Raw genomic sequence first — 25,122 nt, forward strand, 5'->3', positions numbered from 1 at the left:
TATTTGAAAAACAATCGGGTTCATTTGAGGCATGACCATCTTTCAGCATTTTTCTGTTCCTGTAATGATGCTACAATTGAATTTAATTAAAACAACTGATTCATCTTCACGATGTTCAACGTCGCATGCTTTTCCATTATAACGGAAAATTGAGCGTTCTGTCAGCTAAACTCTGTTGCTATCATTTTCTGGTCTATGGTATTCTTTTATGTAAGAAATGAGGGAATCCACTATGAACGAACGACAAGGGCTAATCGTTTACGTCCATCAATTAAAACATGCGAAGTCACTTCGGAAATATGGTCATGTTCTTTATATTTCTAGAAGGCAAAAATACGTAGTGCTTTACTGCGATCGTGAGGATATTGACATGATGACAACAAAACTACAACGCCTTCCATTTGTGAAAGACGTTGTGGCGTCTTATCGTCCTTTTGTAAAAACTGAATATGAAAATGCAAAACCAGATAAAGCAAAGGAATATGACTATAAAGTAGGTCTATAAACTTATGTCAATGCAGGTATATAGTTATTTAGTCTTAATATACCTATTAGGTATTGATAAAATAGTTTTGATTCCGAAAATATAGATGAGTGCTTTATTTCTACAACTACTGCTTTTCGACCGAGTTGTTCTATTTGTGCTTCAAACATTTTTTGTCGCTGTGTGGGCTGTTCTTCATTGTATGGGATGCCTTCTCGACAAATATAAATAGGCATGAATTTACTTTCGCCGACTGGTTTAAGGGCGACAGCTAAAGAAATCACCTTCTTGTCTTCTTTTGTAGATGTTAGTAAAAAGGCTTGATGAAAACGTTCCTGGTTGGTTTTAATAATTTCGAGTAGCTCGTAAACATCACCATAGCCTTCACCTAATTCTATAAATTGTTGTGGCATAATAATTGCACATCCTTTCCAATATTCATAGTATCATGCTGCGGGAGGTCAAGCACATGAAATTTGCATTGAGCTTTTTTTCTATTTTAGCACTAATCATTACAGGAACGGTATTTTTCCAATACCATGCTTATTCATCTGATTTAGAAACAGGCATAGGAGATTTTCATTATTCTCAGGAAATAGAAATTGTCTATCGCGAAAATAGCTTAGATATTCGTCAACATTTTAAAAACCTACCAAATCAAAAGGTGAAAATTAAATGGCCTGAAAAAGCAACAAATGCTAGTTGCTTTATTGAAAATGAAAAAAGCTGTGATCGTTTATCAGATGAAGTTTCTTACTTTGCAAAAGGGGAGACAAAATCACAATCTGTGTCATACATAATTCCAATTGAGGGTGGCTTAAAAAATAAGATGCTCCTTCAAAATGTTTTTGCTACACTAATAAATGGTGAAGCATCGTATTCGATTGTTTCAATTTCTACAGACAGTAAAGTGAAAGGACAATGGGTTACAGGTTTACCCCTAGTAGGTCAACAACAACTTGTACTTGTCAATTACACAATGTTTAGAGGAAACGGTACTGTTCAAGATTTATATTGGCAAGCCGGGGAGCTTAAAGCGCAAGAACAGACACCTGTGTTATCAATTTATGCCCAGCAAAAAGTCCCTAATGATTTTCTAAAGTCATTAGAAAATTTACAGCTTCTAAGTGATGAGCATATTGCAATTATTCAAGAAAAAAGTCCAGTAGCAGTTCATGACGAAAGATTGTTATTTTTACCAACGCTTACTGCACAAGCTGTAGAGCAAGAAGTAATTTTATCACAAATCAAATCACAATATAATTTTGTAGATTCCCCAGAATGGTTGCCTGAGGTTGTGGCATCCTATTTAATAAGCGATCCAATTGGTGGAGAAAAAACAAAGAAAATCATCAAGACATTAAATGATTACATGACAGATGCTCAACAACAAGCTTGGCAGGAAACATTGAAAAAGCTTGGAGATGAATCAATTTCACCAGATACAATGGACAAGTATTTATCACAGGTATTAGATGCCAAGACATCTTATTTTACATTAAATGCAGCTCAGCAAAATGGAACCTATCCACTTTTATTTGAGGATCCACGTGATGTCTATGTGGATGATACATTGAAGGAAGATGTTCATGTTATTCTTTATGAGGGACAGGTGTTGTATACGGCAGATACATTATTGCCTTACCTTGGCTACTCAGCTGAGGAAGGAAAAAATGGCTATTATGTTAATAGCGAGCATCGTACATTCCGCTTCCCTAAAGAGCCTGGATTCTATGTATTCAACCAGCGTAGGTATTCATCAATCTCTGAACCAATCATAAAGATTGCTGATCATTATTATGTAGAAGAAGCTTGGTTACAGCGATTATTCCAAGTTGAATTGCAAAAAAAGGATGAGCGTATTCAAGTATTAAAACAAGAGCAACAATAACTTTTGCAGCGGAGGGCCAACCTTTCGCTGCAAAATACTTTATATAGACGAAAGTACGGTGAGATACTGATATGAGAGTTGTAGCAGGAGAGCGCAAAGGAATGCCGCTTAAAGCAATAGCGGGAAATACGACAAGGCCTACAACTGACAAAGTAAAGGAATCCATTTTTAATATAATCGGTCCATTTTTTGAAGGAGGTTTGGCGCTAGATTTGTTTGCTGGAAGCGGTGGTTTGGGGATTGAATCATTAAGTAGAGGAGCAGAACGTGCTATTTTTATTGAGAAAGATCCTAAAGCATTCCAGGTGCTACAAGAAAATATAAAAAAATGCCGTTATGAAGAATATACAGAGCTTTTTCGTATCGATGCAAAGCGCGCTGTGAAAGCGCTATTAAAGCGTGATATTACATTTAAACTCGTATTTTTAGATCCACCTTACCATCAGCAGGAATATTATGACCTCGTACAGATTTTGGTCGATAACAGTAAAATACAACAAGATGGTATTATTTTATGTGAACATGCAAAAGAGATAGGATTACCTCAAAATTTTGGGGAGTTTGTTTTAACAAGACAAGAAACCTATGGCGGAACAATTATTTCTGTTTATCGCTGTACAGAGGAAGAGGGAGAATAAGTTGTCTGAAAAAATTGCTGTAGTTCCTGGAAGTTTTGACCCTGTAACATTCGGCCATTTAGATATAATTAAACGTGCGGCCGACGTGTTTGATATCGTATATGTAGCAGTATTAAACAATTCAGCAAAGAATCCTTTGTTTTCTGTAGAGGAACGTATGGCTTTGATGGCTGAAGTGACAAAAACCTTACCTAATGTTCGTATAGAGAGTTCTTCAGGCTTATTGATTGATTATGCTAAGGAAAAAAAGGCGAAGGCAATTGTCCGTGGCTTACGAGCAGTTTCAGATTTCGAATATGAGATGCAAATTACTTCTATGAACCGTTTCTTGGATGAAACAATCGAAACATTTTTCATCATGACGAAAAATCAATATTCATTCCTAAGTTCTAGTATAGTAAAAGAGGTTGCGAAATACGGTAGTGATGTTAACGAGCTAGTCCCTACATGTGTCGTAAAGGCTTTAAAAGAAAAATATGGTTTTACACAATAAGGATGTAGAGGATGTCAAGAGAACGATGACATCCTCTTTTTGATATTTAGAGCGAGTGTTATTTTAGAAAAAATAAAGCATAAATAGTTGGTACGATGATTATGCTAAGGAGGCGGAATTTAATATAAGGTCGTACAGAAAGTTTCGCAGATTTGGCGATAACAAAAATTTGTAAGTGAATACTTATACTTTGCATCGTTAACAAAATCACAACAAGTAAATGGGTATACGGAAGATCTGGAAATGCTGTAACTGTCATTTTAAGACCGTTCGTTACCTCCAGAACAGCTGCTATGGAAAGCTCAATCGTATAGGGAAGCTTTGGTATCAGCTGATCTAAGCCTTGTTGTACAATGGTTTGAATCGTTGTGAAAAAGATAATGGTTGTACCAACTAGCAGAATAGTTGGGGCTGTTTCTTTAATACTTTCCGAAAATGGAGCACTATAGAGTGGTGTGTTGTGTACGGAGATATTAGGTGAATCAGTTTTGCGAAAGAAAAAGTAGCCAGTTACTAGGCAACAAATATTAAACGTATGTAGTAAACATAAAAACAACCATCCAAACGTATTACTGTTTAGTAAATCAAGGCTTACAAAACCTAATACAAAAAGTGGACTAGGTGCATGACAAACAGCTAGCAAGAAATTTGCCTCTTTAGGGTGTAATTGACCACTATTTTTCAAATAAACAATAGTGGTTGCGCCAGTTGGATAGCCTCCAAGGGCACTAATAACGTAGGCTTGTACGTATAAAGAAGCCCTTTTTGTTTTGGTACGCATAGGGGCTGTTAAACGCAGCAGCCATTGTGTTAACACAAGATACGGCAATAAGTACGGGAAAAGTGCTTCCATGAAAAGATTTAAGCCTAAATCTGTACCACTGTGAGCGGTTTGTGGGAATAACAAGAGTAAGAGAATTAGAATCACGCAGAGCACTATTTGAATTGTAGCAAACATGTTAATCATCTCGTTTCAACTTTTTGTCATTCACATAGGCAAATGCTAAAATCAATATATGTGAGAAAGGCAAAAACATGAACGTATGGTTTTGCAAGCGTCCTAGGAGGTGTTTTCAAGTGAAGAAAAAAATTAGTATTTATGCAGTGTTGATAGTCGTGATTTGTTTTATGATGTTATACCGACTAGACGCGTATATTATGAAACCTGGAAGTGCCTATGATGTCAGTAAATTTGTTACTGTGGATAGTAAAGAGGCAGATAGTGAGGGGTCTTTAAGTTTAATGACAGTTGCTATGCAGCAAGCCACACCATTTTCGTATTTGTGGGCGAAAGTCCAAAAATATCAAAAGCTAATGGATATTGAACAAGTACGAAATCCTTTAGAGGATGATGAGGAATATAATATCCGACAGTTAAAGTTAATGTCTGATTCACAATTTAATGCCAAATATGTAGCCTTCCAAAGAGCAGGGCTGGAGACAAAGGTTCTTTTTAATGGTGTATTCATATTAAATGTTTTAGACGGAGGAGCTTCGGACGGTATTTTAAAAGCTGGTGATGAAATTGTCGAGGTTGATGGTCAAAGAATAACTAGCCAGCAAATGCTTGTGGATCTATTAAAACCTAAGCAGCTTGGCGATAAGGTAACCATTCAATTTATACGTAATGAAGAACAACATCAGGAGACTATTACACTAAAGGAAATTCCTAATGCCCAAGAACATAGAGCAGGTTTAGGTATTTCCTATACTGAAAGCAAATCGATTGAAACTAATCCGAAAGTGACGATGAAAACAGAGGATATCGGGGGGCCTTCTGCTGGACTGATGTTTACACTTGAAATATTAGACCAATTACTTGATGAAGATTTAACAAAAGGCTATGCAATTGCTGGTACAGGTGAAATGCTAATAGATGGAACCGTTGGCAGAATTGGTGGAATAGACTATAAGGTTATTGCCGCTGATCGTGACGGCATGGAAATCTTTTGCACCAGATGATGAAATCTCTCGAGAAATGAAAGCGAAGTATCCAGAGCTAGAATCGAATTATGCAACGGCTGTCAAAACGGCAAAAGAGATTAAAACAAAAATGAAAATCGTTCCAGTGAAGAGCGTTGACGATGCTATCAATTATTTAAAGCAACTTCAACCAAAATAATATAAAGGGATGCTAAGAGGACTTTAGCATCCCTTTTAATGTCTTTAGTAACGAATAGGTGGTGTTTGATAATCCTTCGGCAGCGTAAGATCCTTTGTTCCTTGCTCGATACTTAAATTATAAAGCTCTGCCGCATGTATATCGATAGCTAACATCGCATCATCTGTAGCTGCAACGCGACTGATTAAGGGTAATTCTATATTCTTTTTTTGCTGACCTAAATAAGCTTGTCCCATCGAACTCATACCCAATAGCCGAATAAAGGAGGGCACGTTAAAACTTTGAAGCTGCTTTTTGGTAAACCCTGTATAGATATGTGTTATCATCCGTTGAAGGCGGGTCCAAGTATAACGCTTAGATTTTATTTTTTCCATAAAGCTATAAAATGTAGAGCTGGTTTTGGCTGCTTTTACAATTGCGTTTTCTATGCCCTCTGTTACTTCTGCATAACGAGTAAGTTCTGAAGGGGTATGTCTTATAATGGTGAACTGTAATAACGGCCAAAATGTTTCCCAGCTTGCAAATTGGTTATACTTTGTATGCCAGTCAGTTAAATAATCAAAAGTAGCAGTAGGAACAACATTTTGTACACTTTGTAAAGAATTTGTAGAGGCAAGGGCTTTACGTATGCCAGTGGCACTGGCGATCGATGCATCTTCCTTTAAAGCATCATGATATCCTGCTGCAACGCGAGGAATTGTTAGTGGTTTAATGTTGCTGTTAAGTGCCCTCGTTGCTTCAAGATAATGAAAGCCCAGTATATTATTTGGTTGTGCAAGATCGATGTATGGAGCAGGGTACATCTGAGAAAGCTGTTCATAGGCGTAATGTAGGCTTTTTGGGTAGCTGGCACCTGTTTTAAGGCTGTCTTTAATGAACAGGTCATATTCTGCACGGTGGCTGTCAATCAGCTCGAAAGTGTTTAGAAAGGGCTGTATAGAGCCGTCTTCACTTCCAAAGGCAAAAGAGTTGCAACCAACAGCATTTAATAAGGAAATGGCTCCTTTTGCGAAATCTGTGGCAGGTGCTGTACTATAGACATAAGGCAGTTCAATAACAATATCTACACCGCCAGAAAGCGCCATTTTAGTACGTGTCCATTTATCTACCATGGCAGGTTCTCCACGTTGTAAAAATGTGCCGCTCATAACAGCGATTACGAGATCTGCCTGTGCTGCTTTTTTAGCCTGTTCTAAATGATAAGCATGTCCGTTGTGAAAAGGATTATATTCAACAACAATTCCAACTGCTTGCATGCTTCTCCCCCTTATAATTTGTGTCTTTATTTAAACTGTTAGGAGTAAATACACTTCTCATAGTATATAATTATAGGTGGGTTTTAAAGTGGTGACAAGAAATTATCTTGACATCTATTTTTACACATTATATAATCAACATTGTTGTCTCGAGGTGATTAAACGAATGAAATGGTCAATTCATCAATTATCTAAATACCGCCAAAACGGGATGCCAATCGATGCCTTTGTCCAACTGGACGAAGTGATGGAGCGAAACCAGGATATTCGAGCAATTTCGCCCGTTCATGTAAAAGGGCTATGTACTTTTGGTGCATCGCAAATGACATGTCAGTTAACTGTGACAGCAACGTTAACACTACCATGTGCTCGCACATGGGAGGATGTTGAGTTTCCAATTGAAGTTGAGACAGTTGAAATTTTTAGCTGGATCGACGAAGATAAACGAGGAGACGATGACGGAGACATTCACTATATTGACGGTGAAGTCATCGACATGAAACCGGTTCTTGAGGAATTAGTTTTGCTTGAGGTACCAATGCAAGTGTTCAAGGAAGATTCTGAAGGACAAGTGCATGGTGGTAAAAATTGGTCTTATGCAACAGATGAAGACGTAGAGCTACACAAAAAAGCTGACGAACAAAAAGTGGATCCAAGACTAGCTGCTTTAGCTAAGTATTTTGATCAAACAGACGAATAGACGATCTGTAAGGAGGTGCCATCAATGGCTGTACCATTTAGAAGAACTTCTAAAACTGCAAAAAGAAAGCGTCGTACGCATTTCAAATTATCTGTACCTGGTATGGTAACTTGCCCTAACTGTGGTGAGGCTAAATTATCACACCGTGTTTGCAAAGCTTGCGGACAATACAAAGGTAAAGAAGTAGTAAGCAAATAATACAGTGTTTGCTCACTTAAAAGGCTAGTAGAGAGACCATGGCTCTTTACTAGCCTTTTTGTTTGCTTAAAAAGACGGAATATTGCGTTGATTATGAAGTTCTTTACAATAGTGAAATAATTGTGTGATACAATTTATTCATTGCGACAAAGGGGGAGTAATATGTCTTATACGATTGGCAATCATGATGGCATTATGACGTTTACCATTAACCGTGAAGAGAAACGGAATGCTGTCAATGATGAAGTGATGAACGGTCTTCAAGAAGTCATTACGTATATTCGTGGGCATGAAGATGTGCGTTTCTTAGTAGTGACTGGTGCTGGCGATAAATCGTTTTGCTCAGGAGGGGATTTATCTGAGTTTCATTCACTGGAAACAGAGGATGAGGCATTTGGTATGTTAAGTAAGATGGGGAAAATATTATATGACCTTGCTACGCTTCCTGTACCAACTATAGCACTTATAAATGGAACTGCTGTTGGAGGGGGCTGTGAGATTGCAACAGCTTGTGATTTTCGTTTAGTAGCTAGCCATGCGAAATGTGGATTTATTCAAGGAACACTAGCCATTACAAGTGGCTGGGGTGGTGGTACATATTTATTTGAACGAGGTTTGCGTCATGATCGTGCAATGAAGATGCTAGTGGATGCGAAGCCTTACCCTGCACAATTATTATATGAGATAGGATGGGCTATGCGTGTTTTTGAAGGCTCAAAAGAAGATGCCTTGAACGATTTTATTGAACATATGCGAAAAATTCATCCTTCTGTTCATAAAGCTTATAAGGAGATTGAGCTTCGAAAGTGGCGTGAACGAAATATGTATGAGCGTGTGATGGAAGAAGTTCGTACCTGTGCAAAGTTGTGGGAAAGTGAAGCGCATCATCAAGCGGTTAATAATTTCTTGACAAAGAAGAATAATAAGTAATGTATAAAGACAGTGATGAGAGTAAAAACATCATCACTGTCTTTTTTCATGCAATGATTCTATTTTGCTTGCTTTTGCATATAGTAGTAAAAAATGCGAGGGTGATAGATTATGGAATTGAAAAAAAGAAAAGATCAATGGACAAAGGAAGATGATGAAAGACTAGCAGAAATCGTATTGCATAATGTGCAAAATGGCAAAACACAGCTAGAGGCCTTTGAAATGGCGGCCATAGAACTAGGTCGTACAAAACAAGCGTGTGGTTTCCGTTGGAATAAAACATTGCGTGGTCAATATAGTCAGTCACTATTAGCTGTGCGAAATCAGCCCCAACAATCTATGCGAAGTCATTTGAAATTAGCGTTGACAAGTTTTGACGAATTAACGGAGGCTTATCAAACGCTTGAAATGAAGCATCGTGAATTGCAAAATGAGCATGAGAAGCTAGTGAAATGGCTTCAACAAGGTTATTCATTAATGAAAGATTAAAATTATGATTACGTGGCTTTTGGAACATGAATTACATTGCTTTTCTTTTATGGACATAAAACCCTTTCTGTGTATCGTCAATAATCAGACTATCCTGTATAATAAAAGAACCTGCGTAGAAGGTGCCTTAGATGTATTCTAAGGCACCTTATTCTTATAGTTTTATGAATATAGGCTATTCAGAGGTGAAGCATCAGATGGGTGTTTTAAAGTCTGCTGATTTAGAAGGCGTGCCAAAAGTGCGTCACCCTCTTTGATGGTGTGAATAATATCGTGTAGCTCCGAGGTATCACAGAGTGTTTCTAGATTTTTGGAACAATCTTGATGTAATGACGTCGAGGTAACATTGATCAGTAAAGATGGAAAGGGTGTAGACAATGAAAGTAGCGATAATTGGGGCAGGGGCGGTAGGTCAATTAACAGCAAGTTTTTTAGCGGAGTCTGGTGTATCAGTAACGTTGGTTGCCAGAAGGCAGGAACAAGTAAATGAACTAAATGCCAAAAAGTTAACACGTATCAACGTTGATGGAACTAAAACTGTGCAAAGGATTGTTGCTACGACAGATTTGACTAATCTTCCAAAGCAAGATTTATTAGTGATTGCTGTTAAATACGGACATTTGCAAAAACTCTACAATCAATTAGCCTTATTCTCAAATGATATGCCGTTGCTTTTTATGCAAAACGGCTTAGCGCATTTTGAGGAGGCGCTACTATTGCCGCAAAAAAATATCGCCTTTGGTTCAGTGACCTTTGGAGCTCAATTGTTGGACCAATCAACGGTTCATCATAGAGGAGTAGGGCTATGTAAAATAGCGATAGAACGAGGAGAACACCGGGCCTTTCAACAGCTACTACAATTACAACATTCCTTATTTCCTATTGAATTGGCTAGTAATGCAGAGCAAATGCTTTTTGCAAAAGCGGTACTTAATAGCTTAATTAATCCATTGACAGCTGTTTTGCAAGTAAAGAACGGAGAGTTAGTGGCTAATCAACAAGCATTTTTACTGCTAGAAAGTATTTATCGAGAGCTTACGGAAGCTTTTGAAGATATTGAACTCACCATATCTTTTAGTGATGTGATAGACTTATGTAGGAAAACGGCCAACAATACTTCATCTATGCTAGCGGATCGTCTGCAGGGGAGAAAAAGTGAAATCGAAACAATTGTTGGTGTCATTCTAAATAAAGCTTTAGCAAACGGTCATAATTTACCTACTTTGCGTACTTTATATCATCAAGTGCTTGCAATAGAGGAGAGCGGTGAAAGAAGTTGAAAGACCTTTTACATATAGTTATTAGTATCATTATTTTTTGTCCAATTGTTCTTTTCATAATTGTTTATCTGGTTGGCAGGAAAGTTAAAATTCGTGGCACACATGCTTTTGGTGCAGCCTCTGATGTTACGACATTGTGCTTGTTTTTTTCTGTTCCGTTAGCTATCGGTGTGCTTTGGCGTGTGAATGTTGGGGCGCTTTTGGTGATACTCGCGATAATGATGGCCATGATTTTTACATATATTGATTGGCGGACTAAAAAGGAAATAGAAGTAAAGCCGTTATTAAAGAAAATTTGGCGTTTTTTATTCTTAATACTTAGTACAGCTTATCTAGTGATATGTATCGTGGGTGTTATTCAATCCATTATGGAATATTTACAGGTTGTCTAAGCATTTTCTTTTCATGTTGAAGCTTTAAGCGTTAAAATAATAGCATTAAAATAGTTATAAAAATCATTCTATGGGGATGAGAATATTGATTGCATTCATAAACCTTCGTAACTAGAAGCGTAGTTCAGTGACATAGGAAGTGAACCAGCACGTGTTTTTTGTACCAAAAGCAAAGTTAGGTATAGAAAATCCTTCTTGAGGGAGAACGATGGCTTTTAAATCGAAATGTCTGCTGCAACATTGTTGCCTCAAAGCCGCTAATGGATGCCGCGGATTTTTTTGAGCAATTTGAATGTCAAGGCGACATTGAAAGCCTCATGTGCATAGTATGAATGAAATTCAATTTCTTGTTATGAGTAAGGAAATGATTTAGTGAGTAGAGGAGTTTATGTTAAATGAAACTGGAGTCAATCCAAGTACCTATAAAAAATCATGTACTAGCAGATTACTGGTCGCCAAATACTGCCATTCATCAATTTTTTGAGTATGAATACAATGATCAAGCTTTTGAGAAAAGAGCGGAGCATTTAGGGCGAAATTCCCGTGATCAAAAAGAATTAACAACAATCATCCGTCAATTTATGGAGCCGCTGGGGTTATCAAAAAAAGCGAATGAACATTTAGAACAACTAGAGCAAGGAGCTATGGTAATAGTTGGTGGACAACAAGCAGGTATCTTAACAGGCCCTCTTTACTCCGTTCATAAAGCTATTTCAGTTATTGCATTAGCGAAAGAGCAAAGTACGAAGCTTCAACAGCCTGTTATTCCTGTTTTCTGGATCGCTGGAGAAGATCATGACTTAGAAGAAATTAATCACACCTATACGGTTCATGGGGAATTGCTGAAAAAAAGAGCTTATGGAGAGCGATCTAGACGTAAAACGATGGCTTCTGCAACAGCCCTAAACAAAGAGTCGATGACGCAATTAATTAATACAATTATTCGTGATATTGGAGAAACAGAGTATACAGAAACGCTGATTAAGCAATTAGTTGACGCATTGAATAATAGTGAAACATTTACAGATTTCTTTGCCTGTCTAATGAATCAATTGTTCAAAGAGGAAGGTTTATTATTAATCGATGCCGCCAACTTTCAATTCCGTCAATTTGAACATAAATATTTTGCTCAAATCATTCAATCCAATGAAGAAATTGCTAGAGTAGTAACGGAAAAGGAGCAAGAGCTTGAACGTGCTGGCTATGGTAAGCCTATTTTAGCAACATATGAAGCCGCTAATTTATTTTACGTAGAAGATGGGGAGCGACATCTTTTAGAAAGAAAAAATGATCTGTTTGTTAATTTAGCGGCAAACCTTAAATTTACACAAGAAGAGCTATTAGAAGTGGCGCATAATCATCCAGAACGTTTAAGTAATAACGTAGTAACTCGCCCGTTGATGCAGGAGATGACATTACCAGTATTAGCGTTTGTTGGAGGTCCAGGAGAGCTAGCTTATTGGGCGACACTGAAAAATGCATTTTCGGTGTTAGATTTACAAATGCCGATTTTTGCTCCGCGCCTACATATTACTATTGTCACTCGTCATGTAGAGCAATTATTACGTGAGCATCAACTAACTGTTACTGACGTATGGGAAGGGAAAGCATTACACCTGAAAGAACGTTTTATTGCAGATGTCCAGGACAGTGAAGCCAAACGTCAAATCCAAGCTATGCAGCAGTTGTTAGTAGAAAAATATGAAGAGCTAGCCTCCTATTTAGAGAAACAGCATCTGCAATTAGATAAGATTCTTGAGAAAAATCAAGAAAATCATGCGAAACAATTTGACTATTTACAGCAAAAAATTGAACAAACTGTATTAGGTAAGCATGAAACGACGATTCGTAAATTTATGACACTGCAAAATGAATTATATCCTAATGATGGTTTCCAAGAGAGATCCTTTAATCCATATCAATATTTCAATGAGTTTGGACCTATGTTAATTACTGAAATGTTGAAGCAAAATTATAGCATCGGTAAACACCACTATTTACTTTATTTATAAAATTAATAAATAGATACTTTTTACCTAAGTAGTAATTTGATATCCTGTGAATTTGATGAATAATGTCGAGATAAATAGTATTTAAAGAGCTATCCTACTAGGGGTTGCTCTTTTTTTATATCATTTAGCATATGTCAAAAAAATTCCTAAAGGTCTAATTGCATATTAAGCGATAAAATGTCAAGTTTTTTTTAAAAAAAGTGGAGGAAAATGGGGGGATGTGGTACATTATTTAATAAAGTGGGGTGAGTAGTATGTTCATGGGAGAATATCAACACTCCGTTGATGCGAAAGGGCGATTAATCGTACCGGCAAAATTTCGTGAAGCTTTAGGCGAAACGTTTGTTGTCACAAGAGGTCTCGATAACTGTCTATTTGGCTATCCTATGAATGAATGGCGAAAACTCGAAGAGAAATTAAAAGGTTTACCAATGACCAAAAAAGATACACGAGCATTTGCGAGGTTTTTCTTTTCTGGAGCAACAGAGGTAGAGATAGACAAGCAGGGGCGTATCAATATCCCAACTACTCTTATGCAACATGCGCATCTAGTAAAAGAATGTGTGGTGTTGGGGGTTTCAAATCGAATCGAGATTTGGGCTAAGGATGCTTGGGAAGCTTACTTCAGTGAGTCTGAACAATCTTTTAATGAAATTGCAGAAAATATGATTGGCTTTGATTTTTAACTTGTAATAGGCATTACAACGTGATAGTTGAATGAGGTTAAGGCCTGAGAGGAGCGAGTGGTATGTTCGATCATACAACCGTGTTATTAAAAGAAACTGTTGATGGGTTGAACATAGATCCTGATGGTGTATATGTGGACTGTACACTAGGTGGTGCGGGACACAGTGAATATCTAGTACAACAATTATCAGATAAAGGCCGCTTAATTTGTTTTGATCAAGATATGACGGCTATTGAAAATGCGAAAATTAGATTAGCACCTTATATAGAGCGTGTTACATTTATCCATTCGAATTTCCGTTACTTAAAAGAAGAACTAGTAGCTCATGGCATTAAGCAGGTTGATGGTATTTTATATGACTTAGGCGTATCTTCTCCACAATTAGATACACCTGAGAGAGGCTTTAGTTATCACCACGATGCACCACTTGATATGCGTATGGATCAAACTGCAACACTGACAGCATCAGATGTTGTTAATCAATGGGCATACGAAGATCTTGTTCGTATATTTTTCCGTTATGGAGAAGAGAAGTTTTCTAAACAAGTGGCCCGTAAAATTGAAGAGGCTCGAAAAACAGCACCGATTGAAACAACTGGTCAACTTGTAGAATTAATTAAAGAGGGTATTCCAGCAGCGGCACGCCGAAAAGGTGGGCATCCGGCAAAGCGCATTTTCCAAGCAATAAGAATTGCTGTTAATGATGAGCTAGGCGCAGCAGAGGATTCATTAGTCGATGCGATTGATATGATTAACGTAGGGGGGCGCATTAGTGTCATTACGTTCCATTCATTGGAGGACCGCCTATGCAAGACAATCTTTAAGGAAGCGTCATCATTACCGGAATTACCACCAAATCTACCTGTAATTCCTGATGACATGAAGCCAACTTTAAAGCTTATTACACGAAAGCCTATTATTCCTTCTGATGAAGAATTGGCAGTTAATAATCGTGCGCGTTCAGCGAAGCTTAGAGTGGTGGAGAAAATTAACGACAAAGGGCGTGAGTAAATGGCAGCAGTTCGTGTAAGGCAACAGCACCAACATCAACAAGTGCAACAACCGATAACACCACCTAGTCCACAACCCACTATCATACGTCGTAAAAAAACGAACCAGAAGTTTGAAAAAACAATGCTAATTGTTTTAATTGGCATTATTGCTGTACTAGGAATACTTGTATTAAATAAACAAGCAGCGATTCAAACAACAAGTATAGACATTCAAAAAATCGAATCAGAAGCAGAAGAGATTGCGAAACAGAATGTTGACTTAACGGTTCGTGTAAGTGAACTTTCTACATACGAAAACATATGGAAAAAAGCCAAAGAACTCGGTTTAACTCAAAATGAGAAAAATGTAAAGGTAGTGCCGGGAGAATGAAAAAAAAGAGATTTCGATTCCAATGGGGAGCCTTTCTATTATTAATTTTTTATGGAGGGCTCTTTTTTCTATTATTCACAAGAATGGTGACATTACAGGCTACAGGTGAAGTGGAAGGACAAGAGCTTGCAGCGAGAGCAGCAGCTAAGTATGGTAAGGAAAGTGTAATTACAGCTAATCGTGGAAAGATTTATGATCAAAATGGACAAGTAATTGCAGAAGATACATTAAGTTATCGCATGATTGCCATTGTAAGTGAAAAGGCTACAACAGATCCTAAGAATCCCCGACATGTAGTGGATTCGGAGAAAACGGCAAAAGTACTAGCGAAATATATTCCAGCGATGAAGGAAAAGGAAGACGAGATTGTTAAAAAATTGAACAATCGATATAGAAGTGATGGTGAACCTTTATATCAAGTTGAGTTTGGTAGTGCAGGCCGCGGCATTAGTCACGAGGTCATGAGTAAAATAAAGGAAGAAAAATTACCAGGAATTCTCTTTGTGAGTGACTTAAAACGGTATTATCCAAATGGTGTATTTGCCTCTCATTTAATTGGCTATGCTCTCAAAAAAGATAATGAAGATGGCACGGTTACAACCAAGGGGGAAATGGGTCTAGAATATACGTATGATAAAGAATTAACAGGCGTTAATGGCAAAGTAGAATATGAGACAGATGCTTTCCGCTATTTGCTTCCAAACAGTGAGAAAATGATTACACCTGCAAAAAATGGGGACGACATTTATTTAACACTTGATAAAACAATCCAAAGCTTCTTAGAGGAAGCAATGACAAAGGTTGAACAGGAATATAACCCTGAGTCCATGACCGCGGTAGTAGCAGATCCGAAGACTGGAAAGATTTTAGCAATGTCACAGCGTCCTACATTTAACCCAGAAACACGTGAAAGTCAAAACATGAAGTGGCTGAACGAGGTGATTGAGGAGACAATTGAGCCTGGCTCAACGATGAAAACATTCACGCTTGCTTCAGCTATCGATACGGGAAAATGGACACCGAATGATTCATTTATGTCAGGTTCATATACAGTATTTGACCGTACGATTCGAGATCACAATAGATATGGTTGGGGTCCAATTACTTATTTAGAAGGCTTTCAACGCTCTGCCAATACTGGTATGGCCCATTTATTAACTAAGATTGGCGATGACGTATTTATTGATTATCTGGACCGCTTTGGTTTTGGGCACAAAACGGGAATTGATTTACCGAATGAAGCAGCGGGTACTATTTTAACAAAGTATCCTATTCAACGAGTAACAACAACTTATGGCCAAGGTTCAACAGTTACACCTATTCAGTTAATCCAGGCAATGACTGCTATTGCGAACGATGGCAAGATGATGCAGCCATATGTTATCGACCGTATTGTTGATTCTTCTACAGGGAAAATTATTCAAAATCATGAGCCTGTTGAGAAAGGTCAACCAATTAAAGCTGATACAGCGAAACAAGTACGAGAAATCCTAGCCTCAACATTAACATCAAAACATGGGACAGCGAAAGATTTTATATTGGAGGATTATGAGGTTGCAGGGAAAACGGGGACTGCCCAAATTCCAAAAGCTAGTGGTGGATATCTTTCAAACCAATACCTTTATTCATTTTTAGGCTTGGCTCCTGTAGATGATCCACAGCTAATTGTATATGTCTCAGTGAAAAAACCTAAGCTGAACAATGAGCTTGGATCGGTACCAGTATCAAAAGTCTTTAATCCAGTTATGTTAAATAGCTTAAAGCACCTTAATATCAACCCAGACGATGTTCAACATGTTAACAAAGTCAGCATTCAGGACTTTACAGGTCAAAGTGCTGAAGCGGTTGAAGTAGAATTAGCCAATGATGGTTTACAACCAATTGTTGTTGGTAGTGGTGGTAAAGTTATTGAACAATATCCAACGAACACTCAAAAACTGGTAAAAGGTAGTTTTGTATTTTTAAAGACAGATGGCGAGGTAACATTGCCAGACTTTACGAATTGGTCATTACGTAATTTACTAGTCTTTAAATCTATGACTGGACTAGAGATGGAAATATTCGGTGAAGGTTTTGTAGCAAGTCAAAGCGTTTCAGCTGGAACCGTCATCACTGATAGTTCCCCCATTGTTGTCAAGCTCAAAACACCTGCTGAAAGCTTTGTACAAGACGTTGAAGCTGCCTCTGAGGGTGAAGTTGAAGAAGTAGAGGATGAATAATACTGAATAGAAGTCCACTTTATTTCATACGTTGTAAAAAACAAGGTGTGATGTCGAATGAAGTGGATTTCTATCCATTCTAAAAAGCGTTTACGTATTTTATATGTGTTGTTTATGTTCGTAGCAGTGGCAATTGTTGTTAGGTTGTTCTTTTTGCAAGTGTTAGATCAAAAAGAATTGACTACCAAGGCAGAGGAGAACTGGGACAGGGAAATTCCCTTTGCGAATGAACGAGGGCATATAACAGATCGAGATGGAGAGAGTATTGTAACTAATAAGCTAGCGCCTACATTATATTTCATGCCTTCACAAAGTAATGATATTGAAGGAGCTGCTGAAAAAATTGCCCAGGTTCTCGAAGTGGATAAGGCGAAGCTATTAGAGAAAATGCAAAAAAAAGCTTACTTAGTGAAACTAGCACCTGAAGGCAAAAATATATCTTATGAAAAAGCAGTAGAATTACAAGGTATGCAAATTGAAGGGTTGTATAGTGGTGTTGATTATTCTAGGGATTATCCTTACGGCACGCTATTATCTCGATTTTTAGGTTTTACGGGGTATGATGCCCAAGGATTAGCTGGAATTGAATATGAATATGATAAATTTCTGCAGGCTAATTCTTCTGCGATCCGTCTCTTTACAGATGCAAAAGGTAATAATTTGCCTAATGTTTCAAGTGCTTGGAAAGCAGGAGAGGATGGGGCTACGATCGAGCTAACAATTGACGTTGATGTACAGCAAGTCGTAGAGCGTGAAATATCGCAAGCAATGAAGCGCTATGAAGCTGACCAAGCACTAGCGATTGCGATGAATCCAAACACTGGCGAAATTTTGGCATTAGCCTCTTATCCTACTTTTCATCCAGCTGAATATCAATTAGTAGAGCCAGCCATCTACAATCGAAATTTACCTGTATGGATGACGTATGAGCCAGGTTCTACTTTTAAAATTATTACCCTTAGTGCTGCGTTGGAAGAAAACCTAGTGGATTTGGAGCATGAAACCTTTTATGATCCAGGTTATACAATGGTGGCGGGAGCAAAGCTTCGCTGTTGGAAACGTGAAGGACATGGGCATGAAACATTTTTAGAGGTGGTTGAGAACTCCTGTAACCCAGGCTTTATAGAATTAGGACAGCGTCTAGGCAATGAGCGACTACTACAATATATTAAAGACTTTGGTTTTGGACAAAAGACAGGGTCTAATATTGCTGGTGAAGCATCTGGTATTTTATTTTCTAAGGATGCCTTTGGTCCTGTTGAGCAGGCCACGACTTCATTCGGGCAAGGGGTAGCCGTGACACCTATTCAACAAGTTCAAGCAGTAGCTGCTGCCATAAATGGAGGCAAGCTTTATACGCCATATGTTGTGAAAAAGGTATTTAATCCAAATACAGGAGAAGTCATACAGGAAACGCAACCAGTTGTTAAAAATCAGGTAATTCGTGAAGAAACCTCTGCTAAGGTTCGAGGTGCTTTGGAATCAGTAGTAGCGAATGGTTCAGGTCGACAAGCCTTTCGAGATGGACTGCGAATTGGTGGCAAAACTGGAACAGCACAAAAAGTTGAAAATGGCCGTTATAAAAGCGGAGAATACATCGTATCTTTTATTGGCTTTGCACCAGCAGACAATCCGCAAATTGTTGTCTATGTAGCTGTTGACAATCCGAAAAAGACAACCCAGTTTGGTGGTGTTGTAGCAGCACCTATAGTGGGGCAAATTATTGAGGATGTTGCGCCTTTTGTAGGTATTGAAAAATCGAAGGAACAACTGGAAAAGGATTATCGTTATGGTGACCCAATTACTGTGAAGGTACCGAATTTTATTGGTCAAACAAAGGATGATATTGCCAAGCAATTTTATCCATTCCGTATTGAATGGCATGGAGAAGGGACTAAAATTGGTAATCAATTACCTGAAGTGGATAGTGTTATCAAACAAGATGGTACCATTCATTTATATTTGGAGAACTAAAATAACTTTACCTTTAAAAAATGGGAAAGAACCACTATTATTATGAAGGGTAGTAATAATAAAATGAAAGTTAATGCTTTTTTCTTAAAGAAGAAAGTGAAACAAGATTTAAAGGAGATTTTTCAATGAAACTCGCAACAACACTTACCATTTTAGCTCTTGCTTTTATAGTAACAGTTATCCTGGCACCAATTAGTATTCCACTTCTTCGTCGTCTAAAGTTTGGGCAAAGTATTCGAGAAGAGGGACCAAAATCACATATGAAAAAAGCTGGTACACCAACAATGGGAGGAATCATTTTCTTAATATCCATCGTCCTAACAACTGTTGGTGTAGGTAGCTTTTTAGATTTATTAACGACACAGACCGTAGTACTTTTATTAGTATTAGCAGGATTCGGCTTAATAGGTTTATTAGATGATGGTTTAAAGGTTGTATTTAAAAGAAATTTAGGTTTAACCTCTCTTCAAAAATTGATTGGTCAAATTGTTATTGCTATTCTTGCGTATTTTCTTCTACATGTAGGATCGTTTGATACAACGTTAGCTATTCCATTTACGGAGTGGACAATTGATCTTGGCGTATTCTATGTAGCCTTTTTAATTTTTTGGTTAGTAGGCTTCTCCAATGCAGTGAATTTGACAGATGGACTAGACGGGCTAGTGGCGGGTACTGCCTCCATTGCCTTTGCAGCATTTGGTGTTATTGCGCTATTCCAAAGTCAGGCAGATATTGCACTATTTTCGTTTGCTGTAACAGGTGCTTTATTAGGCTTTTTATTATTTAATGCAAATCCTGCAAAGGTATTTATGGGGGATACGGGGTCATTAGCATTAGGTGGAGCATTGGCTATGGTATCTGTCTTAGTAAAAGAAGAATTCTTGCTTTTACTAGTTGGCTTAGTGTTTGTTATCGAAACACTTTCCGTTATTTTGCAGGTAGGTAGCTTTAAGCTTCGAAAAAAGCGTATTTTTAAAATGAGCCCTATTCATCATCATTTTGAATTATCGGGTTGGTCAGAATGGAAAGTAGTGCTTGTCTTCTGGTCAACTGCCTTAGCAGTAGCATTAATTGCAGTCTTATCGGAGGCGTTCTAATGAAAAACTATACTGATTTACAACATAAAAAAGTACTTGTGTTAGGTCTAGCAAAAAGTGGTGTGGCCGCTGCTGAAATTTTACATGAGCTTGGTGCATTTGTAACAGTAAATGATTCAAAACCATTTGATGAAAGTCCAGATGCACAAGGGCTATTACAGAAGGGGATTACAGTAATTTGTGGTCGCCATCCTGAAGATTTACTTGATGAAGGCTTTGAGTTAGTGGTGAAAAATCCAGGTATACCTTATAGCAATCGAATTGTGGCTGATGCCCTTAGTCGAGAGATTCCAGTCTGGACAGAGATTGAGCTAGCTTTTTTAATTAGTGATGCACCATTTATTGGTATAACAGGCTCAAATGGCAAAACAACGACGACAACTTTAATATTCGACATGTTAAGTAAAGGAAGTAAAAATCCGTTAATTGCTGGAAATATTGGAACAGTTGCTTGTGGCGTCGCAAAAGAAGCGAATCAAGATGACATCATTGTAACAGAACTGTCTTCATTCCAATTGATGGGGATCAAAACGTTTAAGCCTAAAATTGCTATTTTGACGAATCTTTATGATGCGCATTTAGATTATCATGGAACATTTAATAACTATGCTGAAGCGAAGTTTGGCGTAACTCGTAATCAAGATGACAGTGATTATTTTATTTATAATGCCGACCAACCGATTGTGGTTGGATATGCAGCACAATCTCATGCACAGCAGATTCCATTTAGTTCGAAGGGGCGTACTGCAAATGGGATTAGTGCAGATGATACAACAATTTATTGGCAAGGGGAACCATACATGGATCGCGCGAACATTGCCTTGCCTGGTAAGCATAATTTAGAAAACATCTTAGCAGCCGTGGCAGCCTGTATTTTAGTTGGTTGTGACAAAGAGAAGATGGAAGAGGTTTTAGCGTCATTTGGTGGAGTTAGACACCGTACACAATTCGTACGTGAATGGAACGGTCGAAAGATTTACAACGACTCTAAGGCAACCAATTGTTTAGCGACAAAGAGTGCTTTAGATGCTTTCCAAGCTCCTGTCATTTTACTCGCAGGTGGCTTAGATCGTGGACATTCTTTCGAAGAACTTCGCCCTTGTATGAGTCATGTAAAGGGTGTTGTTGCGTTTGGAGAAACTGGCTTACGATTTGTAGAATTTGCAAAATCGTGTGGTGTCCAACAAACCGTCATTGCTCAAAATGTAGAAGACGCTGTTCAATATGCAGCACCGATGTCTGCAGAAGGAGATGTTATTTTACTATCTCCAGCATGTGCAAGTTGGGATCAATATGACAGCTTTGAAATACGTGGAGATGTTTTTATTGATGCTGTAATGAAGCTGTAATGAGCCTGTAACTATTTTAGAATATACTTGACTTGGAAGGATGGCATTACTGAGAGGTAAAGAAAGCTACTTATTGCTCGTCACAACTTTGATGCTATCAATAATCGGCATTATTTTCGTCTATTCTGCAGGTACCTACTGGAGTGCCGTTCATTATAGTGGAAAAATGCCGTTTTATATGAAGCAAAGCGTATACTTTGTGGTAGCCATTGTCGTATTTTTAATCACGATTCGATTAAATATTCTGAGAGAGCAGTCCTTTTGGAAAATGGCCTATATATTTTCGTTAATTTTACTCGTTCTCGTACTGATTCCTGGTATAGGATTGGTGCGAAATGGTTCGCAAAGCTGGATTGGTGTAGGTCCATTAACAATACAGCCAGCAGAGCTAACGAAAATTACCGTCATTGTGTACTTGAGCCATATATTAGCCCAACATAAAACGGGCACTCCTGTTGTTAACTGGCGACATGGTTTTATCCTGTTACTACCTGTTGTTCTTATCATGTTGCAGCCGGATTTTGGCTCAGTATTTATTCTCGTTGTATCTGTGTTTTTATTGTTTTTTGTCGCTGGCTATCCTCTAAAACTATACGCCATGATTATGCTAGCTGGTGTCGGGGGATTAGTAGGTCTCATAGCGACAGCACCATATCGTCTAAAGCGTATAGAAGCATTTCTTGATCCATGGGCTGATCCCTTGGTTAGTGGGTTCCAAGCAGTGCAATCTTTAATGGCTATCGGTCCAGCAGGGATTTTTGGGCATGGCTTTGGACAAAGCCGACAAAAGTTTCTGTATTTACCAGAGCCTCAAAATGACTTTATTTACGCCATTATTTTAGAAGAAGTCGGATTGATTGGTGGCCTCGTTATTTTAGCGCTTTTTATACTAACGATCTATGCAGGCTATCGATTTGCTGTACAGGCTAAAAACCGAACGTCCTATTATGCGATTATTGGGCTAGTCACAATGCTTATGGTGCAAGCTTTTCTAAATATAGCTGTAGTAATAGGTTTAGTGCCAGTAACGGGTGTTACATTACCTTTTATTAGCTATGGTGGAACATCTTTAGTAACAATGTGGTTAATAATAGGTATTATTTATCAATTAGCGAAATAAATATAAAGGAGGAGTACTTTTGTGGAGAAAGTAATTGATATAGAAGAACGCATACCTACGCTAAAAAAGCGACGAAAAAAGCGTACAAACCGGAAATTTATAGTACTAATATTACTTTTCTTTATTGTGTTAGCAGTACTCCTTTATTTTCAATCTCCATACAGTAGCATCAATAAAATCACAGTCAATGGTGCTAAGCTAGCGAATGACCAATATTATTTGGAGGCAAGTACTCTTGCACCAGGAAAATCAATGTGGAGTTTCAAAGTGGAAGATATTGAGCAGATTTTATTAAAGGATAAATGGGTAAAAGAAGTACATGTTAACCGTAACTGGTTACAAGGCGTAACAATTGATATTAAAGAATGGAAAAAAGTTGCGTACTTAGCTGGGGACGGGACTTATTATCCTTTGCTAGAAAACGGTAAGCGCTTTGAACAAAAGGGAAATGATACACCCATTGATGCACCTGTTTTTATCGGGATAACCGGTGAAAAGACAATTAATAAGCTTGTTGAGCAGCTAGCACAATTAAAGCCCGAAGTATTAGCTTTAATTTCTCAGGTTAACACGAATAGTAATGAAGCAAATCCAAATGCAGTCAAGCTTTATATGAATGATGGCTACGAAGTACGTGCTGTTATTCAGACACTAGCGGAAAAGTTAAATTACTACCCCTCTATTGTCGCACAAATTGCTAACTTAGAAAAAGGTGTGATTGATTTAGAGGTTGGTTCATACTATCGTCCTTTTAACGAGGAATACAACAAGATTAGTATTGACATGGAAGCAAATGCAGATGGTGAAATGGTTAACCAGGAAGTGACAGAAGATGAACAACAAGAAGACGAATAGCAAAGGTAGTTTTTTTACTAGAAAACAATTCGAATTACTAATTGTTTGTATAACAACAGGATTTATCATCGGCTATTCATACAACCAGGCGAAAGATAATCGAGAGGCAGGCACTATTAATTCTGAGCTTTTTGAGCAAGAAGATTCTTATCGTGAGGAGTTAATCACTCAACAAGAGCGCAATAAAGAACTCACGGAAGAAGTAAATAATTTACAAGAACAAATTCGAAAGTATGAAAAATCCTTTGCATCAAACGAAAAGGACTATAAGAAGCTTGTTGAGCAAGCAGAAGATTTACGGCTTTTACTCGGTGAACTAAAGAGTGAGGGGAAGGGCATACGCATAACCCTTCAAGATGGAGACTATGATCCAAAATCCTTAAATCCAAATGACTATATTGTTCATGAAAGTCATGTATTTAAATTGTTAAATGAACTAAAAATTTCAGGCGCGCAAGCTATTGCTATTAATGGACAACGTGTATTAGCGAGTTCTTATATTCGCTGTAATGGCCCAGTAATAACAATTGATGGTACACAACATCCAGCTCCGTTTGTGATCGAAGCGGTTGGTGATTCAGATACATTAATAGCTTCTTTAAACTTAAACGGGGGCGTTGTAGATCAATTATTAAATGACAATATTGTGGTGTCCCTTGAAGAAAATCAGAAGCTTACCATGCCAAAAGTAAAAATAGAAAGTTAGGACAAGTTCTATACTTTAAACTTCATGTTTAATTTAGCCTCCAGTTATATAGTCGATTGTAGAAAATTATACAATTCAAAGTCGTATTCTGAGGGGCATACGATACGTCTAGGAGGGGCTATTTTGAAAAGAAATATGTACACCCGAATAACGATCGTGCTATTTATTATCGGTTTGATGATAGCGGTACAATACAATACCATACAAAAACCAGCTGAGCGAGATACACGAGATATTTGGGCAATAAGAGAGGAATTGGCACAAGAAAAACAAAGACATTCCGCACTACTGGCAGAAATTCGCTCACTTCATGAAGTAGTGGATCGCTATGAGCAATCTGAAAAAGTAAATCAGCAAGCAGCCTTAAATGAAACATTAAATCGTTTAAAGCTACAAGCAGGATTAACAGAAGTTATAGGGCCAGGTGTTGTACTTCGAGTTGAACCTGCACCTGAACTGATAGAAATGGGCTATGAAATTAAAGAGATTTCACCCGATTTGTTAACTCAATTATTGAATACCCTTTTTAAGAACAATGCTACTAATGTCTCAATTGATGGTAACCGTGTAGTACAAACAACAGCCATACGGGATATCAATGGTAAGACGACAGTAAACAGTATACCACTGTCTTCGCCTTCATTTGAGATATTTGTTGGGACAAGCGATTATAAAGCAGCGCAAAAAATGTATAATTCCTTGCAGGCCTCAACATTTATAGACTCATTTTATTTAGACAATTTTAATTTAGTAATTGAAGAACCAATTGAACAGTTACAACTTCCAGCATTTGATCAGCCGTTGACAAATGATTATTTAGCAGAGGTAAAAAAAGGAGATTAATAT

Annotated in this window: 26 protein-coding genes and 1 pseudogene; 24 read left to right on the forward strand and 3 right to left on the reverse strand. The window is 37.8% G+C overall.

All coding sequences use genetic code 11. From position 1 onward, the window contains the following. The first annotated feature begins 232 nt into the window (after positions 1-232). Positions 233-505, forward strand: coding sequence for a YlbG family protein (locus NP781_RS01690; RefSeq protein ID WP_004224806.1), 273 nt, complete (start codon positions 233-235; stop codon positions 503-505). Between the two features lie 2 nt (positions 506-507). On the opposite strand, the gene NP781_RS01695 is transcribed toward NP781_RS01690, so the two are convergent. After that, positions 508-897 carry a DUF7147 family protein gene (locus tag NP781_RS01695; RefSeq protein ID WP_036077099.1) on the reverse strand — a complete coding sequence of 130 codons (390 nt, stop codon included), beginning with the start codon at positions 895-897 and terminating at the stop codon, positions 508-510. Between the two features lie 56 nt (positions 898-953). Between NP781_RS01695 and NP781_RS01700 the strand changes: the two genes are divergently transcribed. The 3 genes from NP781_RS01700 to coaD all read left to right on the forward strand — a co-directional run bounded on the left by NP781_RS01700 (position 954) and on the right by coaD (position 3,506). Continuing rightward, entirely contained in the window at positions 954-2,375 is a 1,422-nt protein-coding gene (locus tag NP781_RS01700) for an RNA polymerase II (protein WP_257521270.1), read from the forward strand. Between the two features lie 71 nt (positions 2,376-2,446). Continuing rightward, entirely contained in the window at positions 2,447-3,013 is a 567-nt protein-coding gene (gene rsmD / locus NP781_RS01705) for a 16S rRNA (guanine(966)-N(2))-methyltransferase RsmD (RefSeq protein ID WP_221679710.1), read from the forward strand. 1 nt (position 3,014) lies between these two features. Beyond that, positions 3,015-3,506, forward strand: a complete 492-nt coding sequence (gene coaD, locus NP781_RS01710; protein WP_004224812.1) for a pantetheine-phosphate adenylyltransferase — start codon at positions 3,015-3,017, stop codon at positions 3,504-3,506. Positions 3,507-3,564: 58 nt separating this feature from the next. Here the strand turns inward: coaD and NP781_RS01715 are convergent, their stop codons facing one another. Continuing rightward, complete coding sequence (locus NP781_RS01715; RefSeq protein ID WP_255600463.1) at positions 3,565-4,464, reverse strand: hypothetical protein; 900 nt, start codon at positions 4,462-4,464, stop codon at positions 3,565-3,567. 119 nt (positions 4,465-4,583) lie between these two features. On the opposite strand from NP781_RS01715, the pseudogene NP781_RS01720 reads away from it, so the two are divergent. Then, positions 4,584-5,628: pseudogene (locus NP781_RS01720) on the forward strand (SepM family pheromone-processing serine protease). Positions 5,629-5,672: 44 nt separating this feature from the next. Here the strand turns inward: NP781_RS01720 and NP781_RS01725 are convergent. After that, positions 5,673-6,884, reverse strand: coding sequence for a nucleotidyltransferase (locus tag NP781_RS01725; RefSeq protein ID WP_257521271.1), 1,212 nt, complete (start codon positions 6,882-6,884; stop codon positions 5,673-5,675). Positions 6,885-7,050: 166 nt separating this feature from the next. Here NP781_RS01725 and NP781_RS01730 point away from each other — a divergent pair, with 166 nt between their 5' ends. The 19 genes from NP781_RS01730 to NP781_RS01820 all read left to right on the forward strand — a co-directional run bounded on the left by NP781_RS01730 (position 7,051) and on the right by NP781_RS01820 (position 25,119). After that, a complete protein-coding gene (locus NP781_RS01730; RefSeq protein WP_004224818.1) occupies positions 7,051-7,584 on the forward strand; it encodes a YceD family protein in 534 nt (177 codons plus the stop codon). A gap of 24 nt (positions 7,585-7,608) precedes the next feature. Continuing rightward, positions 7,609-7,782 carry a 50S ribosomal protein L32 gene (gene rpmF, locus NP781_RS01735; protein ID WP_004224819.1) on the forward strand — a complete coding sequence of 58 codons (174 nt, stop codon included), beginning with the start codon at positions 7,609-7,611 and terminating at the stop codon, positions 7,780-7,782. A gap of 162 nt (positions 7,783-7,944) precedes the next feature. After that, positions 7,945-8,712, forward strand: coding sequence for an enoyl-CoA hydratase/isomerase family protein (locus tag NP781_RS01740; protein WP_221679716.1), 768 nt, complete (start codon positions 7,945-7,947; stop codon positions 8,710-8,712). Between the two features lie 111 nt (positions 8,713-8,823). Next, positions 8,824-9,201: a transcriptional regulator gene (locus NP781_RS01745; protein WP_004224822.1), complete on the forward strand. Its 378-nt coding sequence runs from the start codon at positions 8,824-8,826 to the stop codon at positions 9,199-9,201. A gap of 131 nt (positions 9,202-9,332) precedes the next feature. Further along, positions 9,333-9,458: a hypothetical protein gene (locus tag NP781_RS01750; RefSeq protein WP_255600467.1), complete on the forward strand. Its 126-nt coding sequence runs from the start codon at positions 9,333-9,335 to the stop codon at positions 9,456-9,458. A gap of 120 nt (positions 9,459-9,578) precedes the next feature. Beyond that, on the forward strand, positions 9,579-10,481 hold the full coding sequence (locus tag NP781_RS01755) for a ketopantoate reductase family protein (RefSeq protein ID WP_221679719.1): 903 nt from the start codon (positions 9,579-9,581) through the stop codon (positions 10,479-10,481). Next, positions 10,478-10,873: a DUF3397 domain-containing protein gene (locus NP781_RS01760; protein ID WP_221679721.1), complete on the forward strand. Its 396-nt coding sequence runs from the start codon at positions 10,478-10,480 to the stop codon at positions 10,871-10,873. Before NP781_RS01755 ends, NP781_RS01760 begins: the two co-directional genes overlap by 4 nt. 395 nt (positions 10,874-11,268) lie before the next feature. Beyond that, positions 11,269-12,885 carry a bacillithiol biosynthesis cysteine-adding enzyme BshC gene (gene bshC, locus NP781_RS01765; protein ID WP_257521272.1) on the forward strand — a complete coding sequence of 539 codons (1,617 nt, stop codon included), beginning with the start codon at positions 11,269-11,271 and terminating at the stop codon, positions 12,883-12,885. Between the two features lie 254 nt (positions 12,886-13,139). Continuing rightward, on the forward strand, positions 13,140-13,571 hold the full coding sequence (gene mraZ, locus NP781_RS01770; protein WP_048394670.1) for a division/cell wall cluster transcriptional repressor MraZ: 432 nt from the start codon (positions 13,140-13,142) through the stop codon (positions 13,569-13,571). 62 nt (positions 13,572-13,633) lie between these two features. Beyond that, positions 13,634-14,584, forward strand: a complete 951-nt coding sequence (gene rsmH, locus NP781_RS01775; RefSeq protein WP_257521273.1) for a 16S rRNA (cytosine(1402)-N(4))-methyltransferase RsmH — start codon at positions 13,634-13,636, stop codon at positions 14,582-14,584. Next, a complete protein-coding gene (ftsL, locus tag NP781_RS01780) occupies positions 14,585-14,956 on the forward strand; it encodes a cell division protein FtsL (protein WP_004224836.1) in 372 nt (123 codons plus the stop codon). Beyond that, the gene (locus NP781_RS01785) at positions 14,953-17,175 is read left to right on the forward strand and encodes a penicillin-binding protein (protein WP_221679732.1); all 2,223 of its coding nucleotides are present in this window, start codon (positions 14,953-14,955) and stop codon (positions 17,173-17,175) included. The genes ftsL and NP781_RS01785 overlap by 4 nt, the downstream gene beginning before the upstream one ends. A 57-nt stretch (positions 17,176-17,232) precedes the next feature. Then, entirely contained in the window at positions 17,233-19,149 is a 1,917-nt protein-coding gene (locus tag NP781_RS01790; protein ID WP_221679735.1) for a stage V sporulation protein D, read from the forward strand. 125 nt (positions 19,150-19,274) lie between these two features. Beyond that, positions 19,275-20,246, forward strand: a complete 972-nt coding sequence (mraY, locus tag NP781_RS01795; RefSeq protein ID WP_221679737.1) for a phospho-N-acetylmuramoyl-pentapeptide-transferase — start codon at positions 19,275-19,277, stop codon at positions 20,244-20,246. After that, positions 20,246-21,595 carry a UDP-N-acetylmuramoyl-L-alanine--D-glutamate ligase gene (murD, locus tag NP781_RS01800; protein ID WP_257521274.1) on the forward strand — a complete coding sequence of 450 codons (1,350 nt, stop codon included), beginning with the start codon at positions 20,246-20,248 and terminating at the stop codon, positions 21,593-21,595. Before mraY ends, murD begins: the two co-directional genes overlap by 1 nt. 40 nt (positions 21,596-21,635) lie before the next feature. Continuing rightward, positions 21,636-22,715 (forward strand): putative lipid II flippase FtsW, encoded by a 1,080-nt coding sequence (ftsW, locus tag NP781_RS01805; protein ID WP_257521275.1) that lies wholly within the window; start codon positions 21,636-21,638, stop codon positions 22,713-22,715. A 21-nt stretch (positions 22,716-22,736) separates the two neighbouring features. Next, a complete protein-coding gene (locus NP781_RS01810; protein ID WP_257521276.1) occupies positions 22,737-23,570 on the forward strand; it encodes a cell division protein FtsQ/DivIB in 834 nt (277 codons plus the stop codon). Beyond that, positions 23,548-24,276, forward strand: coding sequence for a DUF881 domain-containing protein (locus tag NP781_RS01815; protein WP_221679746.1), 729 nt, complete (start codon positions 23,548-23,550; stop codon positions 24,274-24,276). The genes NP781_RS01810 and NP781_RS01815 overlap by 23 nt, the downstream gene beginning before the upstream one ends. 123 nt (positions 24,277-24,399) lie before the next feature. Then, complete coding sequence (locus NP781_RS01820; RefSeq protein WP_004224851.1) at positions 24,400-25,119, forward strand: DUF881 domain-containing protein; 720 nt, start codon at positions 24,400-24,402, stop codon at positions 25,117-25,119. Positions 25,120-25,122 lie beyond the last annotated feature (3 nt).

The sequence above is a fragment of the Lysinibacillus sp. FN11 genome, assembly GCF_024628845.1.
Taxonomy (GTDB): domain Bacteria; phylum Bacillota; class Bacilli; order Bacillales_A; family Planococcaceae; genus Lysinibacillus; species Lysinibacillus capsici.

What these genes read in the sequence shown, in the direction of transcription:
- NP781_RS01690 (WP_004224806.1), top strand. Translation starts at nt 233, where the DNA reads ATGAACGAACGACAAGGGCTAATCGTTTACGTCCATCAATTAAAACAT.
- NP781_RS01695 (WP_036077099.1), bottom strand. Translation starts at nt 897, where the DNA reads ATGCCACAACAATTTATAGAATTAGGTGAAGGCTATGGTGATGTTTAC.
- NP781_RS01700 (WP_257521270.1), top strand. Translation starts at nt 954, where the DNA reads ATGAAATTTGCATTGAGCTTTTTTTCTATTTTAGCACTAATCATTACA.
- rsmD (WP_221679710.1), top strand. Translation starts at nt 2,447, where the DNA reads ATGAGAGTTGTAGCAGGAGAGCGCAAAGGAATGCCGCTTAAAGCAATA.
- NP781_RS01715 (WP_255600463.1), bottom strand. Translation starts at nt 4,464, where the DNA reads ATGTTTGCTACAATTCAAATAGTGCTCTGCGTGATTCTAATTCTCTTA.
- NP781_RS01725 (WP_257521271.1), bottom strand. Translation starts at nt 6,884, where the DNA reads ATGCAAGCAGTTGGAATTGTTGTTGAATATAATCCTTTTCACAACGGA.
- NP781_RS01730 (WP_004224818.1), top strand. Translation starts at nt 7,051, where the DNA reads ATGAAATGGTCAATTCATCAATTATCTAAATACCGCCAAAACGGGATG.
- rpmF (WP_004224819.1), top strand. Translation starts at nt 7,609, where the DNA reads ATGGCTGTACCATTTAGAAGAACTTCTAAAACTGCAAAAAGAAAGCGT.
- NP781_RS01740 (WP_221679716.1), top strand. Translation starts at nt 7,945, where the DNA reads ATGTCTTATACGATTGGCAATCATGATGGCATTATGACGTTTACCATT.
- NP781_RS01745 (WP_004224822.1), top strand. Translation starts at nt 8,824, where the DNA reads ATGGAATTGAAAAAAAGAAAAGATCAATGGACAAAGGAAGATGATGAA.
- NP781_RS01750 (WP_255600467.1), top strand. Translation starts at nt 9,333, where the DNA reads ATGTATTCTAAGGCACCTTATTCTTATAGTTTTATGAATATAGGCTAT.
- NP781_RS01755 (WP_221679719.1), top strand. Translation starts at nt 9,579, where the DNA reads ATGAAAGTAGCGATAATTGGGGCAGGGGCGGTAGGTCAATTAACAGCA.
- bshC (WP_257521272.1), top strand. Translation starts at nt 11,269, where the DNA reads ATGAAACTGGAGTCAATCCAAGTACCTATAAAAAATCATGTACTAGCA.
- mraZ (WP_048394670.1), top strand. Translation starts at nt 13,140, where the DNA reads ATGTTCATGGGAGAATATCAACACTCCGTTGATGCGAAAGGGCGATTA.
- rsmH (WP_257521273.1), top strand. Translation starts at nt 13,634, where the DNA reads ATGTTCGATCATACAACCGTGTTATTAAAAGAAACTGTTGATGGGTTG.
- ftsL (WP_004224836.1), top strand. Translation starts at nt 14,585, where the DNA reads ATGGCAGCAGTTCGTGTAAGGCAACAGCACCAACATCAACAAGTGCAA.
- NP781_RS01785 (WP_221679732.1), top strand. Translation starts at nt 14,953, where the DNA reads ATGAAAAAAAAGAGATTTCGATTCCAATGGGGAGCCTTTCTATTATTA.
- NP781_RS01790 (WP_221679735.1), top strand. Translation starts at nt 17,233, where the DNA reads ATGAAGTGGATTTCTATCCATTCTAAAAAGCGTTTACGTATTTTATAT.
- mraY (WP_221679737.1), top strand. Translation starts at nt 19,275, where the DNA reads ATGAAACTCGCAACAACACTTACCATTTTAGCTCTTGCTTTTATAGTA.
- murD (WP_257521274.1), top strand. Translation starts at nt 20,246, where the DNA reads ATGAAAAACTATACTGATTTACAACATAAAAAAGTACTTGTGTTAGGT.
- ftsW (WP_257521275.1), top strand. Translation starts at nt 21,636, where the DNA reads ATGGCATTACTGAGAGGTAAAGAAAGCTACTTATTGCTCGTCACAACT.
- NP781_RS01815 (WP_221679746.1), top strand. Translation starts at nt 23,548, where the DNA reads ATGAACAACAAGAAGACGAATAGCAAAGGTAGTTTTTTTACTAGAAAA.